Origin of the sequence: Synechococcus sp. PCC 6716 (assembly GCF_022570815.1) — a bacterium.
Lineage (GTDB): Bacteria > Cyanobacteriota > Cyanobacteriia > Thermosynechococcales > Thermosynechococcaceae > Thermosynechococcus > Thermosynechococcus lividus.
In genome coordinates this window covers 24,696-40,407 of sequence record NZ_JAKLTU010000007.1, presented here as the reverse complement: position 1 = coordinate 40,407, position 15,712 = coordinate 24,696, and the positions used below count along the sequence as shown (strand labels likewise).

General features: G+C 52.5%; 14 protein-coding genes and 1 pseudogene. 5 read left to right on the top strand and 10 right to left on the bottom strand.

What is annotated here, in order from left to right; genetic code table 11:
* Positions 1-6 precede the first annotated feature (6 nt).
* Positions 7-1,032 (top strand): tRNA dihydrouridine synthase DusB, encoded by a 1,026-nt coding sequence (gene dusB, locus L5220_RS05670; protein WP_448527667.1) that lies wholly within the window; start codon positions 7-9, stop codon positions 1,030-1,032.
* Here the strand turns inward: dusB and L5220_RS05665 are convergent.
* From L5220_RS05665 to nuoH, 6 genes are all read right to left on the bottom strand, one after another.
* Positions 1,007-2,056, bottom strand: coding sequence for a DUF3326 domain-containing protein (locus L5220_RS05665; RefSeq protein ID WP_499572238.1), 1,050 nt, complete (start codon positions 2,054-2,056; stop codon positions 1,007-1,009). The two genes, dusB and L5220_RS05665, sit on opposite strands and share 26 nt — an antisense overlap.
* Position 2,057: 1 nt before the next feature.
* The gene (locus tag L5220_RS05660; protein ID WP_499572289.1) at positions 2,058-3,185 is read right to left on the bottom strand and encodes an HhoA/HhoB/HtrA family serine endopeptidase; all 1,128 of its coding nucleotides are present in this window, start codon (positions 3,183-3,185) and stop codon (positions 2,058-2,060) included.
* A gap of 117 nt (positions 3,186-3,302) precedes the next feature.
* Complete coding sequence (nuoK, locus tag L5220_RS05655) at positions 3,303-3,608, bottom strand: NADH-quinone oxidoreductase subunit NuoK (RefSeq protein WP_499572236.1); 306 nt, start codon at positions 3,606-3,608, stop codon at positions 3,303-3,305.
* Between the two features lie 10 nt (positions 3,609-3,618).
* A complete protein-coding gene (locus L5220_RS05650; RefSeq protein WP_099799315.1) occupies positions 3,619-4,221 on the bottom strand; it encodes an NADH-quinone oxidoreductase subunit J in 603 nt (200 codons plus the stop codon).
* Between the two features lie 11 nt (positions 4,222-4,232).
* Positions 4,233-4,817, bottom strand: a complete 585-nt coding sequence (gene ndhI / locus L5220_RS05645; protein WP_099799316.1) for an NAD(P)H-quinone oxidoreductase subunit I — start codon at positions 4,815-4,817, stop codon at positions 4,233-4,235.
* Between the two features lie 29 nt (positions 4,818-4,846).
* Positions 4,847-5,965 carry an NADH-quinone oxidoreductase subunit NuoH gene (gene nuoH / locus L5220_RS05640; RefSeq protein ID WP_448513911.1) on the bottom strand — a complete coding sequence of 373 codons (1,119 nt, stop codon included), beginning with the start codon at positions 5,963-5,965 and terminating at the stop codon, positions 4,847-4,849.
* A 189-nt stretch (positions 5,966-6,154) separates the two neighbouring features.
* Here nuoH and L5220_RS05635 point away from each other — a divergent pair, with 189 nt between their 5' ends.
* The 4 genes from L5220_RS05635 (at position 6,155) to L5220_RS05620 (ending at position 10,131) form a co-directional block, all read left to right on the top strand.
* Positions 6,155-7,465: a dihydroorotase gene (locus L5220_RS05635; RefSeq protein WP_499572234.1), complete on the top strand. Its 1,311-nt coding sequence runs from the start codon at positions 6,155-6,157 to the stop codon at positions 7,463-7,465.
* A 37-nt stretch (positions 7,466-7,502) separates the two neighbouring features.
* On the top strand, positions 7,503-8,036 hold the full coding sequence (locus tag L5220_RS05630) for a gamma carbonic anhydrase family protein (RefSeq protein ID WP_499572232.1): 534 nt from the start codon (positions 7,503-7,505) through the stop codon (positions 8,034-8,036).
* A gap of 89 nt (positions 8,037-8,125) precedes the next feature.
* Positions 8,126-9,151 (top strand): phosphate acyltransferase PlsX, encoded by a 1,026-nt coding sequence (gene plsX / locus L5220_RS05625; protein ID WP_448527674.1) that lies wholly within the window; start codon positions 8,126-8,128, stop codon positions 9,149-9,151.
* A complete protein-coding gene (locus L5220_RS05620; protein WP_499572230.1) occupies positions 9,151-10,131 on the top strand; it encodes a beta-ketoacyl-ACP synthase III in 981 nt (326 codons plus the stop codon). Before plsX ends, L5220_RS05620 begins: the two co-directional genes overlap by 1 nt.
* 58 nt (positions 10,132-10,189) lie before the next feature.
* On the opposite strand, the gene L5220_RS05615 is transcribed toward L5220_RS05620, so the two are convergent.
* The 4 genes and pseudogenes from L5220_RS05615 to L5220_RS05600 form a co-directional block, all read right to left on the bottom strand.
* Complete coding sequence (locus L5220_RS05615) at positions 10,190-10,648, bottom strand: PepSY-like domain-containing protein (RefSeq protein ID WP_499572228.1); 459 nt, start codon at positions 10,646-10,648, stop codon at positions 10,190-10,192.
* Between the two features lie 283 nt (positions 10,649-10,931).
* Complete coding sequence (locus L5220_RS05610; protein WP_499572226.1) at positions 10,932-13,070, bottom strand: putative bifunctional diguanylate cyclase/phosphodiesterase; 2,139 nt, start codon at positions 13,068-13,070, stop codon at positions 10,932-10,934.
* Positions 13,071-13,711: 641 nt separating this feature from the next.
* Positions 13,712-13,951: pseudogene (locus L5220_RS05605) on the bottom strand (IS4 family transposase); the annotation flags it as partial.
* 338 nt (positions 13,952-14,289) lie between these two features.
* Positions 14,290-15,381, bottom strand: a complete 1,092-nt coding sequence (locus tag L5220_RS05600) for a chlorophyll a/b binding light-harvesting protein (protein WP_099799322.1) — start codon at positions 15,379-15,381, stop codon at positions 14,290-14,292.
* Between the last annotated feature and the right edge of the window lie 331 nt (positions 15,382-15,712).

Here is a 15,712-nt window from a genome sequence, read left to right as displayed (position 1 = left end):
CTGCTCATGCTGGCACTCTCTCCAGAGCTAAGGTCACGGTTGGCAACCCCCCTACAAATTGGCACGGTTACCCTCAACAGTCGTGTATTTCAGTCTCCCCTTGCTGGGGTTACCGATTTAGTGTTTCGGCGGTTGGTGCGGCGGTATGCGCCAGACTCAATGATGTACACCGAAATGGTGAGTGCCTCTGGCCTGCACTACCTGAAAACGCTGCCCCGCATCATGGAAGTGGATGCCAACGAGCACCCCATCAGTATTCAACTGTTTGACTGTCGCCCCGATTTTTTGGCGGAAGCAGCCATCAAGGCGGTGGCGGAAGGGGCAGACACCGTGGACATCAACATGGGCTGTCCAGTCAATAAAATTACAAAGAATGGCGGAGGTTCCTCCCTGTTGCGAGATGTTCCCACCGCAGCGGCGATCGTGCGCACCGTATCGGCGGCAGTTTCCGTGCCGGTGACGGTGAAAACCCGCCTAGGCTGGAGTGATCAGGAGATTAACATTCTTGACTTTGCCAAGGCTATGGAAGATGCAGGAGCCGCCATGATCACCATTCATGCCCGTACCCGTGCCCAAGGCTTCAATGGTGCTGCGCGCTGGGAGTGGATTGGCCGCGTTAAACAGCATCTGCGAATTCCGGTCATTGCCAATGGTGATATTTTCTCGGTAGAGGCAGCGGTACAGTGCCTTGAGCAAACCGGTGCCGACGGGGTGATGTGCTCCCGGGGGACGATGGGGTATCCCTTCTTGGTGGGGGAAATTGATCATTTTTTGAAAACTGGCCAACAGCGGCCCGCCCCTACAGTGATCGAGCGACTCCAATGCGCCCGAGATCACCTTATTGCCCTGTGGGAGTACAACGGCGAGCGGGGGATTCGCCAAGCCCGTAAGCATTTGACATGGTATGCCAAGGGGTTTGCGGCGGCGGCAGAACTGCGGAGTCAACTCTGCCGCATTGAAACCGTGGCAGGGGGGCTGGCACTGTTGGATGAGGCCATTGAGCGGCTTAGGAATTTGGCTGCTGCCCCTTAGATTTGATTGAGATTTGATTGAGTAAGGTCTGCCAGTTAACCCCTGCTTTTAAGGCCGCGAGGAAGCCAATGGCTTCGGCGTAGGACTGGCAGGGAATGGTGTCCAGACCCAAGCCCTCTGCAGTGACCGCCAATGTGGTTGTATTATTGGCAATGCTGAGAATCGGGGTGCCCTGCCGTGCCAAGGCGAGCAGGCCGCGGCCACCGAGGGCAGTGGCTGGCGAAATCACCGCATCAACGGCAGTTTGCCATAGCGTATCAGCCTCAGGCTGAAGGGTATAGCGGGGGGCACGGCTGAGTCCAACGAGAACAGAGGGCAAAAAGGTATAGCCAATTTCTTCGGCAAGGGCGCGGGGATGAACACTGTCATCTAGGGGCAAGGGTTGTAGTGCTGGGGCATGGGCGGCAGGCACCTGTAGGTGTTGTACGACCAAATGGCTGATGACGGCTTCTGCCCCTGCGAGGGGATCGACCCCATGGCCGCTGCGGTAGTTGTGGAGGGCAGCACTACCCAGATCGTCAGGAAAACGGCTGACAATGGCGATCGCCTCGGCGTTGGCCTCTTGGACTAGGCGTTCCGCCGCCTGCAGCAGGCTCCCAGGTTCTTGGAGGGTTCCCCACGTAGCGCCTGACGCAGCGGTTTGTAAGCAGACCCCCAGCGGTCTATCGGTAGTGATGCTCTCTGTCAGGGTTAAGCCTAGGGTCGCTTGGCAGGCTGCCGCTGCTTGAAGATGGCGGAGTTTTAGATCTGGCTCTAGGGCAGCATCCAAAACTAAACCAATGCGGTTGGGGCGCGGCGATCGCAACCCCCACTCCCCCGCTGCAAACTGATCTAAGGCATAGCCCTCAACGTACCAAACATTGGCCAACGGCCAGTACAGCATGGCGCCGTTGAGCACGTTGGGATGGGTAATCAGGCGATCGCACACCTGAGCCATGGCGCGAACCACCGGAATCGCATCTCCGGCATAGCCACCAATGGCTGCACCAATTCCCGTCGGAATTAGCAAAACCGCTGTGAGCACCCTAGCGACTAGCTTGAGCCGGCAGAGGAGCAGGTTGCACAGACACCGTCAAGGTTTGGCCACGGCGGCGAATTTCCATATCCATCGTGCGACCAATGCCGGTGTTTTCCACCATTTGCTGCACTTGATCCGCCTTGGCAATCGTCTGGCCGTTAATACGCTTAATCACATCCCCCGCTTGCAGGCCAGAGCGAGCCGCTGGGGAGTTGGGCAACACCTGAAAAATTAACACCCCTGAGCTTTCCTGAACCCGCACCGGACTGTTGGGGGTTGTGTTCAGCCGTTGCTGCACCTCTGGGGTTAAGTTCGTCATACGAATGCCCAAGAAGGGATGATCCACGCGCCCATTGGCAATGAGTTGGTTGGCAATGCGCTGGGCAGTTGCGATGGGAATGGCAAACCCTAAGCCCTGAGCACCCCCAATAATAGCGGTGTTGATGCCAATGACTTCCCCGCGCTGGTTGAGGAGCGGCCCACCGGAGTTGCCGGGGTTAATGGCCGCATCGGTTTGGATAAAGCCAACCCGCTTGTCGGGCACTCCCACATCGCCGCTAGAACGCCCCGTGGCACTGATAATCCCTGCGGTAACCGTGTTATCTAGCCCCAAGGGATTGCCAATGGCGATCGCCCACTCTCCCGGGCGCAGAGTATCAGAATTTCCCAAACGCACCACGGGGAGATTGGTGGCATTCACCTTGACCACCGCCACATCCGTCAGGCGATCTTGGCCAATTACTTGCCCGTCGTAGGTGCGGCCATCCTTGAGGGTGACGCGGACACGGTTAGCACCGTCAATGACGTGGGCATTGGTGAGGATTACCCCATCGCTACTGATAATAAAACCAGACCCTAGACCTCGCTCTTCGCGCGATCGCGGTGGCATCATTGGCCCAAAAAACTCTTGAAAAAAGGGATCATTAAATATGGGGGGGACACTGCTTTGCACTGTGCGCGACGCATCAATTCGCACCACCGCTGGCCCCACCTGCTCGACCGCGCGGGMAATAAAGTTAATATCGTTTCCCGCCGGCAGCGGGGCTGGTAGCTGGGCAAGGGTGGGAGACTCTAGAGACGTTCCCAAGGGCATAAACTGAGTCGCAAACATTGTTGCTGCTGCACCCAGTGCCATTAATGACAAGTAGGTGACAGACTTTCCAAGCTGTTGACGCGCCGTCATAGGTTACTGCCCTTCAATCGATAACTGTTTTTCGTTATAGACGCAGCAGGTTATGCAACAGTTCCCCAACTACCATTTCAGGAGATTAAACTTCTCCATATCGACGGTGTCGCGGTTGCGATAGATAGCCAAAATAATGGCCAAGCCTACCGCTGCCTCCGCTGCCGCCACGGTAATCACAAAGATTGCAAACACTTGACCCCTAATTTGCTGGCCATCAAGATAGTTGGCAAAGCCGATGAGGTTCAGGTTAACAGCATTGAGCAACAGTTCAATCGACATCAGCACCCGTACGGCATTACGGCTGGTGACCAGACCGTAGATACCAATACAAAAGAGGAGTGCTGCCAAAATTAAGATATAGGTTAACTGCATACTAAATCCCTTACTTTTCAGACAGAGCTACTGGTTCCCGAGGGCGTTCCGGCAATTCCAAGGGGGGGACGACCTCTTCCCCAAAGATCGGCTCTGGCTCTAGCACCAACTCGCGCCGTGCCAGCACAACTGCACCAATTAACGCCATCAAGAGCAACACCGACGCTAGCTCAAAGGGCAGCAAGAAGTCGCTGAAGAAGTGCTGGCCAATGGTTGTAATGCTGTCACTGGTGGGGGGCAAGTCGCTAATTTGCCAGGGGGTTTGCAAAATCGTCTTAGTTAACAGCGCAAAGACCCCTAGAGCCACAACTGCTGCTCCCCCCTGCCGCAGCCATCGCCCGGCTACGGGTGTGTACTCTTCCCGCTTGTTCACTAGCATGATCGCAAACAAAATCAGAACATTCACGGCGCCAACGTAAATTAAAATCTGCGCCGCCGACACAAAATCGGCGTTCATGAGAATGTATAAGCCGGAAATGCTGATGAACACACCAGCGAGCAAAAACGCAGAATAAACAACATTCGATAGGAGAACAACCCCCAAAGCGGCTACAATCACCGCACCAGAGAGGGCAAAGAAGGTTATTGTTTGGGTCAGGGTGGCTAAGTCCACAGCAGCGGCTCCTAGTTCTCAGTTGATTCATTGGCAGCGGCGATCGCTGTCTCGCTCGCCCGCTGTGCACCTGCGGGCAGATCGTGCCCCGAGAGCACACCCGCAGGTAAGTAGGCAAATTCACGGATTGGGGTCACCATTGGGTCATCAGTGACTTTATAGGGAATCCGCCCCATGGCCACACTGTCGTAGTTCAACTCGTGGCGATCGTAGGTGGCCAGTTCGTACTCTTCCGTAACCGATAGGCAGTTTGTGGGGCAGTATTCAACACAGTTCGCACAGAAGATACATACCCCAAAGTCAATACTGTAGTGCTTGAGTTCTTTCTTTTTAATTTCCTTGTTAAAGACCCAATCCACCACAGGCAGGTTAATAGGGCACACCCGCACACACACTTCGCAGGCAATACACTTGTCAAACTCAAAGTGAATGCGTCCTCGGAAGCGCTCTGACGGAATGAGCTTTTCGTAGGGATACTGCACAGTCACTGGTCGGCGGCGCATATGGTCAAAGGTGACCGATAATCCCTGACCAATGTATTTGGCTGACTGTACGGCTTCTTTGGCGTAGTTGCTAATTTTGTTGAGGAATTTCATGGTTGTACCTCATCGCAGAAGGTAAACGACTAACCGCCAAAGGCGACGGGAAAGGCTAACTTGAGGCCAGCGGTGAGCAAAAGGTTGACAAGGCCAACGGGCAAGAGGAATTTCCATCCCAAATCCAAGAGTTGGTCAATGCGAACCCGGGGCACCGTCCAGCGCAGGAGAATGGCCAGAAAGATGAAGAAATAAGCTTTCACGAGGGTCATTGTAATACCGAGAACCGCAAAGGCAATCTGAAGAAAGGGGTTTGTTTCCGGCACGCCAAGGGCATCGGCAATAAAGTGCAGTGGAATGGGGAAGTCCCAACCGCCAAAGTACAGGACACTGACCAGTAGGGCGGACAGCACCAGATTGACGTAGGCTCCGAGGTAAAACAGAGCAAACTTCATCCCCGGATACTCGGTTTGATACCCGGCTACTAGCTCTTCTTCCGCTTCTGGCAAGTCAAACGGTAAGCGCTCGCACTCTGCCAAGGCGGCAATCCAAAAAATGAGAAAGCCAATCGGCTGCCGCCAAACATTCCAACTGAGAATGCCATACTCGGACTGCTGCTGGACAATTTCAAGGGTACCCAAGCCGTTGGACATCATGGCAACCGCCAGTACCGCTAGGGCGAGGGGGATTTCATAGCTAATGGACTGCGCTGCTGCCCGTAGCCCCCCCAGCAGTGAATACTTATTGTTGGAGGCGTAGCCAGACATCAGTAAGCCAATCGGGGCAATGCTGGAGAGGGCAATCCAGAGGAACACCCCCATCGCCAAATTGGAGATCAGCAGGTTTTGGCCAAAGGGGACAATGATATAGGACAAAAAGACGGGAATCACTACCACCGCTGGCCCAAGGGTGAACAGCCACGGGTCACTGTTAGCGGGTAAAATATCTTCCTTAAATAGAAGTTTTAGACCATCCGCCAGAGGGGCTAAAATCCCCAACGGCCCAATGTATTCCGGCCCAATGCGCTGCTGCACTGCGGCTGAAATTTTCCGCTCTAGCCAGACCGCGACTAATACCCCCACGGTGGCCACCACAAGCATAATGAGCATTGGCAAGGGGAGCCAGAGTAGTTTGGCCAGATCGTGATTGAGCCCCAAGGTTTCAAGAGCAGTAATAAACTGCCCCTGTAAGTCAATACCGGATTCCATAGCGATGAGCCGCACCCTACCTACAGACACGCTCTTCAGTATAAGGGTTTTATTTCCGTTGCGAAGATAGATCTGCGGCAAATTTTTATCACCATAAGTATTACTGATTTTTATAGTTTGCTGCCTCTAGCGGTCGCTGCTGAGATTCCACTAGGATTGAGGAAAGGTCAATGAGGACAAAAACACACCGTGGCGATCGCAATCCAACATGCCGTCATCTGTACCCCTGAGGGGGAACTGCGTCAACAAGAGGTGCGCCTAGAGGGCGATCGCATCGTGGAGGTGGCGGATAGGGTCACGGTTACCGCCGAGGATACGGTGATTGATGCGACGGGGTTAACCCTCCTACCGGGCGTCATTGACCCACAGGTGCATTTTCGTGAACCGGGTCTTGAGCACAAAGAGGATTTGTTTACGGCCAGTTGTGCCTGTGCGAAGGGGGGGGTCACCTCGTTTCTGGAGATGCCGAATACCCGTCCACTCACGATTGACCAGACCAGCTTAGACGATAAGTTAGCGCGGGCGGCGGCCAAGTCAGTCGTCAACTATGGTTTTTTTATTGGTGCCACCAAAGACAATCTTGCTGTTCTCAACAGCGTGAAGCCGGTCTGCGGCATTAAGATTTTCATGGGGTCAATGCACGGCCCCCTCTTGGTGGATGAAGAGCCGATTTTGGATCGCATCTTTAGCGAGGGCGATCGCCTCATTGCGGTTCATGCCGAGGATCAAGGCCGCATTCAGGCACGCCGTCAAGAGTTTGCTGGCATCACTGATGTGGCGGTTCACTCGCAAATCCAAGACGATATTGCCGCCCTCAACGCCACCCAGTTGGCCGTTAAGCTATCGCGCAAGTACCAGCGTCGTCTGCACATTCTCCACCTGTCAACGGGGATTGAAGTGGATTTTCTGCGGGAGAATAAACCCCCGTGGGTAACGACGGAAGTAACGCCCCAGCACCTCCTGCTGACGACCGCTGCCTACGAGACCATTGGCTCCCTTGCCCAAATGAACCCCCCCTTGCGCACAGAACTAGACAACCAGAAGCTTTGGCAGGGGTTGCTTGATGGTGTGATTGACTTTATTGCGACGGATCATGCCCCCCATACCCTCACGGAAAAAGCCCAGCCCTACCCCCAAAGCCCCTCCGGTATGCCGGGGGTGGAAACCTCACTGCCGCTGATGCTCACCCAAGCCATGGCTGGGCGCTGCAGTGTTCCCCAAGTGGTGCGCTGGATGGCAACCGCCCCCGCCGCCGCTTACCAAATTCCCCGCAAAGGCCAGATCGTGCCTGGGTACGATGCCGATCTGGTGTTAGTGGATTTGCAGACCTATCGTCCTGTGCTGCGGGAGGAGTTGCTGACAAAGTGCGGTTGGAGTCCCTTTGAGGGGTGGTCCCTCACGGGTTGGCCGGTTGTTACCTTTGTCAACGGCGAAATTGTGTTTCGCCAAGGTAAGGTCAATACCGCTGTGCGGGGGCGAGCGCTGACCTTTGGGCAATAAACAATTGCACCGCTAAAACAGTTTTCCGAGGGATATTATGGCTATCTCTGCACCCAGTTCCTTTTGGCCGCCAGTGGTGGGCGATCGCGCCGCCTTTATTGCCCCCAATGCCACCCTCGTTGGCGATGTCCGCCTAGGGGCAGGCTGTAGCCTCTGGTATGGGGCAGTTGTGCGGGGGGATGTGGAATATATCGAGGTAGGTGAGCACACCAACCTTCAGGATGGTGCCATCCTCCACGGAGATCCGGGGCAACCCACAATTTTAGGAGACTATGTAACGGTAGGGCATCGGGCGGTGATTCACGGTGCCACCATTGAATCGGGCTGCCTGATCGGCATTGGGGCAGTGGTGCTCAACGGCGTGCGAGTGGGCAGCGGCAGTATTGTAGGTGCGGGGGCCGTCGTCAGTAAAGATGTGCCGCCGCGATCGCTGGTGGTCGGTGTTCCCGCCAAAGTAGTGCGAGAGATCAGTGAAACAGAGGCAGCGGAGCTGATTAGCCATGCCCAAAAGTATGAGCAATTGGCCTATGTTCACAGTGGCCGAGGGACGAACCTTGGTTTTTATGCCTGATTTTGCATCACTTTCGGGGATCCGTAATAGAGTAGCAAGGCAGTTCATCTGCTAAAATTCTGAAGGATTTTGTCGTAAGAGTTCAGCCAATGACTCGTGCACGGATTGCTGTGGATGCCATGGGGGGTGACTATGCCCCCGATGAGATCGTTGCCGGTGCCCTCAGAGCTAGTGAAGAATTAGATGCCGATATTTTTCTTGTCGGTGACCCTACTCAAATCCAGAATTACCTCGATCAGCACGCCCCCAGCGCCAAGCCCCAAATCGTGGCGGCCACGGATGTGGTGGATATGGACGAAGAACCCTTAGTGGCCCTCAAGCGCAAACCCAATGCCTCGATTAACGTGGCGATGGACTTAGTGAAATCAGGCCGTGCAGATGCGGTGGTTTCAGCGGGTCACTCGGGGGCAGCGATGGCAGCGGCGCTGCTGCGGCTAGGACGACTCCCCGGTATCGATCGCCCCGCCATTGGTGCTGTGCTACCTACTCTGATTGCCGGTAAGTCAGTCTTGGTGCTAGACGTTGGTGCCAATGTGGACTGCCGCCCCAAATATCTAGAGCAGTTTGCGGTGATGGGTTCCATCTATAGCAAGTATGTGCTGGATGTTGATGACCCCAAGGTCGGTCTGCTGAATATTGGTGAAGAAGACTGCAAAGGGAATGATGTTGCCCTCAGAGCGCACCAACTGCTGCGCCAAAATGACCAGATTTCCTTTTTAGGGAATGCCGAAGGCCGCGACATCATGTCTGGTCAGTTTGATGTGGTGGTTTGTGATGGCTTTGTGGGAAATGTGTTGCTGAAATTTGCCGAGTCCCTTGGGGGGGTACTGGTGCAAATTCTGCGGGAGGAACTGCCCCGAGGCTGGCGGGGACAACTGGGGACGGCGCTGCTGCGCCCTAATTTGCGGCAAATTAAGCAGCGGATTGATCATGCCGAGCATGGCGGGGGGCTGCTGCTAGGGGTGGATGGCATCTGCATCATTAGCCATGGCAGCTCCCAAGCCCCTTCAATGTTTAATGCAATTCGCCTTGCTAAAGAGGCGGTGGATCATCGAGTTTCAGAGCGGATTCAAGCCTGCTACCAACACACAGTTACCATTGAGGATCGCGCTTAGTGGGTGTTCGATTTACTGGGGTAGGCGCCGCAACCCCAACCCAAACCCTAACAAACGCGCACCTCAGTGCCTTGGTGGAGACCTCTGACGAATGGATTCGCACCCGTACCGGAATTACGCAACGGCTGATTGCTGCACCGGATCAGCGCCTTGTGGATTTGGCTGCCGAGGCGGCGATGTCCGCCCTAGCTATGGCAAACCTAGACCCCACCGCCGTGGATTTAGTGGTTTTAGCCACATCAACCCCCGATGATCTGTTTGGCACGGCGTGTTTAGTGCAAACTCGCATTGGCGCTACGAATGCCGTGGCCTTTGACCTCACCGCTGCGTGTTCAGGGTTTATCTTTGGGCTGGTCACTGCCGCTCAGTACCTACAAACCCGGACTTACCGCAATGCGATTGTGATTGGGGCAGATATTCTCTCGCGTTGGGTGGACTGGCAGGATCGTCGCACCTGCATTCTCTTTGGCGATGGAGCAGGGGCAATGGTGCTACAAGCCAGTGACGTGGATCAGCTCCTGAGTTTTGAGCTACGCAGTGATGGTCGCCTCAACGAGCATTTAACCCTTAGCTTTCAGGGCAACGCCCAGCCCCTCTGTGATGCGGTGGCGATCGCCCAAGGGAGCTTTGCCCCCATTGCCATGAATGGTCGCGAAGTCTATCGCTTTGCTGTTACCCAAGTGCCGGAAGTTATTGAAAAAGCCTTGCACCGCGCCCACCTCAGTGCTGACGACATTGACTGGTTGGTGTTGCACCAAGCCAATCAGCGCATTTTAGATGCCGTTGCCGATCGCCTCGGTGTGCCCGCCCACAAAGTCATTAGCAATGTCAGCCAGTGCGGGAATACCTCCGCGGCCTCCATTCCCATTGCCTTAACCACTCCCCTACAGCAACGGCAGATCGAACGCGGCGACCTTATTGCCACAGCTGGTTTTGGCGCAGGATTGACGTGGGGAGCGGCGCTGTTCCGCTGGGGGTAAACGCACGGGTCATACGCTCCCACAATAACAATCTGGAGTATTGATGCTTAAGCGTCTCTCATACATCCTCATTGGAATTGGCAGTTGGCCGCCCCTGTTCATCAAAATAAAGCTCGATCTCTTGGCCATTCCCTTCCACTTCTACTTCATAGAAAGTGCCTAGAGGTGTTAGCTCAATTTCATACTTCGTGATGGTGTAATTGGGATATTGCTGCCTCACCGTTTGCAATACGGCTTGGGGAAATTGGACTTCTTGAACCTCATATTCCGTCTCCAGCCACTCTCCAGATGACGAATACTCCACTTCATATTCCAGTCCATCTTGAACAAATACCGCTTCATACCCATAAGGCATTAGCTCCCATTTCGGAGATACATTTGGGTAGGTTGTATTGAATGCCCGTAAAACAGCGCTGGGAACTGACGCCTCCGAACCAGATCCGTCACAGCTTGCAATGCCAAGGCATAGAATTGCCATAAGGAGTTTAGAGGATATGCTACTAACAGAAAGTTGCATGGCTTGTTCTAGGGTGGCTTTACTATGCTCTATCTAAACCCATGATTCCCTCTTTGCTCATGGAAATTACTATCAAAGTACGCTGAGGCTGAAGAATAATTTGAAGACCCATCTCATCTGGCAATGCTCCGGACAGTGCCTGCTATGCCTTGATAAGACGAGAATCACTCCATTATTTCAATCATGAAGCGATTGCTCGTGGGATCTAGTTGATAGACATCGCTGAACAATCCCTTGGTTTTAGCCATTGCTGCCTTAGTGACGCTTGTGGCCGCTGTAGCGCTCAAACACGATAGCGTTCAGCCAGCAGCTGATCCACCTGCTCTCGCGTTAGAGGCCGTGAAAAGTAATAGCCTTGGGCATAGTCACACCCCAATTCCCGCAGGCGAATGACCTGATAGGCATGCTCAACCCCCTCGGCAACCACCTCCAAATCTAGCCCCTTCGCCAAACTTAGAATCGCATCAATGACCGAGTGCTGTTGGTTGGTCTCGGTAATTAACTTCACAAACGAACGATCCACCTTGAGACTGTCAATGGGTAAGTTAGTGAGATAGCTGAGGGACGAGTACCCCGTGCCAAAATCATCCATGCTCAGTTTGAGGCCATGAGCCTTGAGGGCGAGCAAAATGTCCCGCACCTGCTCAGGTTTATCCATACCCACGCTTTCTGTAATCTCTAGGTGGAGAGACTCAGGGGGCACTTGGGTCTGCTCAAGCGCCGCTAGCACCTGTTCTACAAGGCTAGGATGCATGAGTTGGCGATTGGAAAGATTCACATTGACACAGAAAGAGTGTTGGGGATACTGCTCTTGCCAGCGTTGCAGATCACGACAGACTCGCCACAATACCCAATCCCCAATCGGTACAATTAAGCTCGTTTCTTCAGCCAAAGGGATAAACCGCTCGGGGCTGAGTAACCCTTCGGTGGGATGCTGCCAGCGAATCAAGGCTTCAAAGCCGTAGAGATGATTATCCTTAAGACAGTAAATGGGCTGATAGTGTAGTGTAAACTCGTCTCTTTCTAGGGCTTGCTGCAGTCCCACCTCTAACGACAGGCGATCGCGCGCCATTAGATGCATCTCTTCACTAAAAACTTGGTAGCAACTTCCCCCCGCCAGCTTGGCACGATACATGGCAATATCGGCATTGCGCAAATAATTTTCGGCCTTTTCAACGTTGGGAGTACGGGTGGCCACCCCAATACTGACCCGTAGCATAATCCGTTCCTCTTTGAGGATAAAAGGAGTGTTCAGTTCACAATGAATGCGATCGCACACCCCCAAGGCATCGTTATTGCCATTAATATCATCCAGCAAAATGACAAATTCATCGCCACCAATGCGGGCAACTGTATCATCCGGACGCACGATGCGCTGAAGGCGCTGTCCAAGTTCAATTAAAATGACATCCCCACAACTGTGCCCCAAACTATCGTTAATGACCTTAAAGCGGTCAATATCAATAAATAAAATGGCAAATTTATAGTCAGGACGGCGACGACCATGCCGTACTGCCTGCTCAATGCGATCAAACAGCAACGTCCGGTTTGCTAGCCCCGTTAAGGAATCGTGGAGGGCATCGTGAAGTAACTGCGCCTCTGCTAAGCGATGTTCCGTTAAATCGGTTAACGAGCCAGCCACCCGATAGGCTTTGCCGTAGGCATCCCGCAAGACTAACCCCCGCGCCAACGCCCAGCGATAGGAACCATTGCGATGCTGAATGCGAAACTCTTGGTGGAAATGTGGAGTTTGGCCGCGCACATGTAAGGTTAAATTTAACTTCACCCGCTCTGCATCCTGAGGGTGGATAAGCCGTAGCCAGTCATCAATGTGATTCCCAATTTCGTGGTCTTGATACCCGAGCAGGGCTTTCCAGCGTGAGGAGTAGAACGTTTCATCGGTGATGAGGTTCCAGTCCCACACGCCATCATTCATGCCCCGAGTGAGCAACGCATAGCGATCGCTGGTTTCTAGCAGTGCCGATTGGGTGAGCTTTGCGTCGGTAACGTTATATCCACAAACCAAGCCCTCACCATTGGGAAAACGCACAAACGCCCAGATCATCTCTAATACTTGGCCATAGGCAGAATGACAGGGAATCTCTTGCCAACCAAGGGGGGGATGGAGCATCCAGTAGCGGAATTGGCGTTGGGTTTCGGGGTCAGGGAAACACTGACTCAACAAATCGCGTGAGAGTAAATCTCCTATATCCCACCCCAAATGGGTTGTTACCTCTTGATTAATCGAAAGAACTTGACCTTCATTTCCGTAAAAGATCATTAATAGAGGTAGCCGCGCAAGAATTGGCCGCATTAGCTCGTAAGGGTCTGCGCCCGCTGGACAGTCGAATCCATAGCCTTGACGGCTAACCATGTCCTTCAGATCAAATGTGGGATACAAAAAAAATTTATCACTTTCCATAGTACTATCCTAGCTTATTGGCGCATCCCAGCATGAGGTAAACACATGGCGATAGCAGGGCAAAATTGGCTAAAAGTAGCAACCACAGTTCCTCAATTCCCAGCCTTAAAACGCTGACCATAGCGTACACCTTGTTTTTTGAGACATCAACGGAACCTACAAGTTCTCAGGTTTTAATTGATAATTTTATAGGTGAATTTTGGTAATTTTATAGTTGAATTGTAAACTGCAATTTACGCTTTCTTTGTAGTTGACTATACTAAAGACTACTAATTTAGGTTTTTCTTAATTATTTAGGCATTGATGAATGGAGCTATGAATCAAAAGTTAACAATTATTTTTTGAAACTTCAAATAATAAATTGGTAAAACAATACACTATCTTAACATCTCTACGGATTTAGAATCGCACAATGTTTTCCGGTGCAGCTCCGCTAATTCATATCTATATTATGCAATGCCAATTTATCTTTATTTGATCTGAACAATGTATTTTTGTATAAAAAATCAAGGAGCATATAAAGAACTCAAATCCTTGTCCATTGCACCAATGACGTGTTGGCCTGTGGCTTACTAAAGTGATATCGATCTGCAAACCCAATCAATCTCGCAAAGATTGCTCAAGTTGGTCAACACTCGTGGGTCAAAGCCATAACGGCAAATACTCTTGGCTCTACGCCTATGCGTTTTGATTGTCAATGGCTTCATCTCATGCCGCCGTGCCCCGGTGAAGATAATCCAGCACAGGGTGACTGAGAGTTATGCTAGGAGTTTGCTCAGCTGTTCTCCATCGGTTAGATGAGCTGATTCTAGGCAGAACCCACGGGTTTTGAAGATACCGAATCAGGTTTCAATTGACCAGCGTTTGGCATAATCAGTAATGGTAGATTTAGGGAACCTTAACACCGCAATATCGACCCAGTGTCCCCATTAGCCTCGTTTGTGACGCAAAATCTTAGTTTGACTCACAGCTCAAGCGGAAGAATGGTTGCAAGTGTTTGTAATGGGAATCAGTTTTAGCCTTGCCGCTAAAGCCTGTTGCGAAGTCTTCATCCGCAATAGGGCAATGAGGAGGGCAGCAGCACAGCTTAATCTTGCTCCATGCCAAGCTCAATGGGGACGCAACGTATCTCGAAGTAGAGTAACCTGATCCATTAGGAATCCCCCGATCGCCATGGATCGAGGGAGACTGCCTAAGAGATATAAAGAACTAATTGCGATTAAGTCTCAGCAATTGGATTGAGAATATTTTCTAATTGCTTGAAGTTAAACCCCATGGCTCGCAGGGCATGCCATAAATGCCCTTGAAGGAAGAAAAAGGCGAGGAAAAAGTGAGCATTGGCGAGCCACGCCCGCGGTGTATGTTGACCGAGGGGGAGTTGGATGGTGTCGGCAAAGTAAGGCGCAATCCCTAATTTCACTTCAAGGGGTGGGCCATAGAACTCCACCGGATAAGCGAGGGTATTGACGGCGCAGAAGTAGGCGGCAACAAAACCAGCCAGCGCAATTCCTCCCAAGGAGTAGGAGAGGATGGCTTCAGCAGAGAAAATCAGGACTTTCCGTGCCCAGTTCAGCGGTGGTACAACGATATGCCAAATACCACCCCCAATCAGGAGGACTGCCACGTAAATATGCCCACCGACGAGGTCTTCAAGATTATTGATGCTAGCAAAGTGGGTCTGATAACCGTAGATCACAAATGGGTCTAAGGTGGGCTGAGTTACAAGGCGCACTTCGTGGAGGTTGGCATCGTAAAGCCCTCCCCAGACGGTGGCTTTAAGCACCAGTAACAGCGCCCCCAAGCCCAAAAAGAGCAGGTGGTGCCCAAGGATGAGACCCAATTGTTTCGGATCATCCCAGCGAAAATGAAAGAGTCGTGCCCGACCCTTGGCGGTGCTGAGATCTTGAGGGGCACGAAAGGTATGAAACAGAGCCCCAGCGGCCAACACGGCTGAAGCAATGAGGTGAACTGCACCAATAACAAAGTAGGGATAGGTGTCAACCACTTGACCGCCGTCGCCAATCCCAAATCCAAGGGTGGCAAGATGGGGTAGTAAAATCAGCCCTTGTTCTCCCATGGGGACATCGGGTTGATACTGAGAAATTTCATAAAGGGTGAAAGCTCCTGCCCAGAAGACCGTCAGGGCGGCTTGAGCAACATGGGCAGCAATAAACAGGCCGGAAAGACCAACAAAGCGTGAATTACCGGCCCACCAGTCGTACTTGACGTTGGCTTGACCGTAGGTTTGTAGCCCTGCACTGCTAGCAGGCGGTGTATTCACCGTGGCTACGGGGTCGCTGGCGATCGCCATAGAGTCCTCCTAGAAACAAATAGTCTGGACAATTGAGGGATTGTTGTTGATTGCTTATGTCAACAATCACCGGAATCAGTCTAGCGCATCTAATGAGAAAAAATCTCAACTAAGACTCAACAAAGTGTAAAGATATGTAACAAGGTCTAAGCAGTATTGCGTGGTGTAGTGGTTGTCTTTGGCGTTGCATAATTTAGAATTCCTCAAACACAACCAGTCAGACCCTTGCCCCAGGCGTTCCCCCATACCTAGGACTCTCAGGGTTTGGCACTTGGCTGAACTGGATTGACCCCTGCACTTGCAAGTCTGAACTTTGCAAATTTTATCAATA

Excerpts from the sequence above, each read along its gene's own strand:
- dusB (WP_448527667.1), top strand. The coding sequence starts at position 7 with ATGCTGGCACTCTCTCCAGAGCTAAGGTCACGGTTGGCAACCCCCCTA.
- nuoK (WP_499572236.1), bottom strand. The coding sequence starts at position 3,608 with ATGCAGTTAACCTATATCTTAATTTTGGCAGCACTCCTCTTTTGTATT.
- ndhI (WP_099799316.1), bottom strand. The coding sequence starts at position 4,817 with ATGAAATTCCTCAACAAAATTAGCAACTACGCCAAAGAAGCCGTACAG.
- nuoH (WP_448513911.1), bottom strand. The coding sequence starts at position 5,965 with ATGGAATCCGGTATTGACTTACAGGGGCAGTTTATTACTGCTCTTGAA.
- L5220_RS05630 (WP_499572232.1), top strand. The coding sequence starts at position 7,503 with ATGGCTATCTCTGCACCCAGTTCCTTTTGGCCGCCAGTGGTGGGCGAT.
- plsX (WP_448527674.1), top strand. The coding sequence starts at position 8,126 with ATGACTCGTGCACGGATTGCTGTGGATGCCATGGGGGGTGACTATGCC.
- L5220_RS05615 (WP_499572228.1), bottom strand. The coding sequence starts at position 10,648 with ATGCAACTTTCTGTTAGTAGCATATCCTCTAAACTCCTTATGGCAATT.
- L5220_RS05610 (WP_499572226.1), bottom strand. The coding sequence starts at position 13,070 with ATGGAAAGTGATAAATTTTTTTTGTATCCCACATTTGATCTGAAGGAC.
- L5220_RS05600 (WP_099799322.1), bottom strand. The coding sequence starts at position 15,381 with ATGGCGATCGCCAGCGACCCCGTAGCCACGGTGAATACACCGCCTGCT.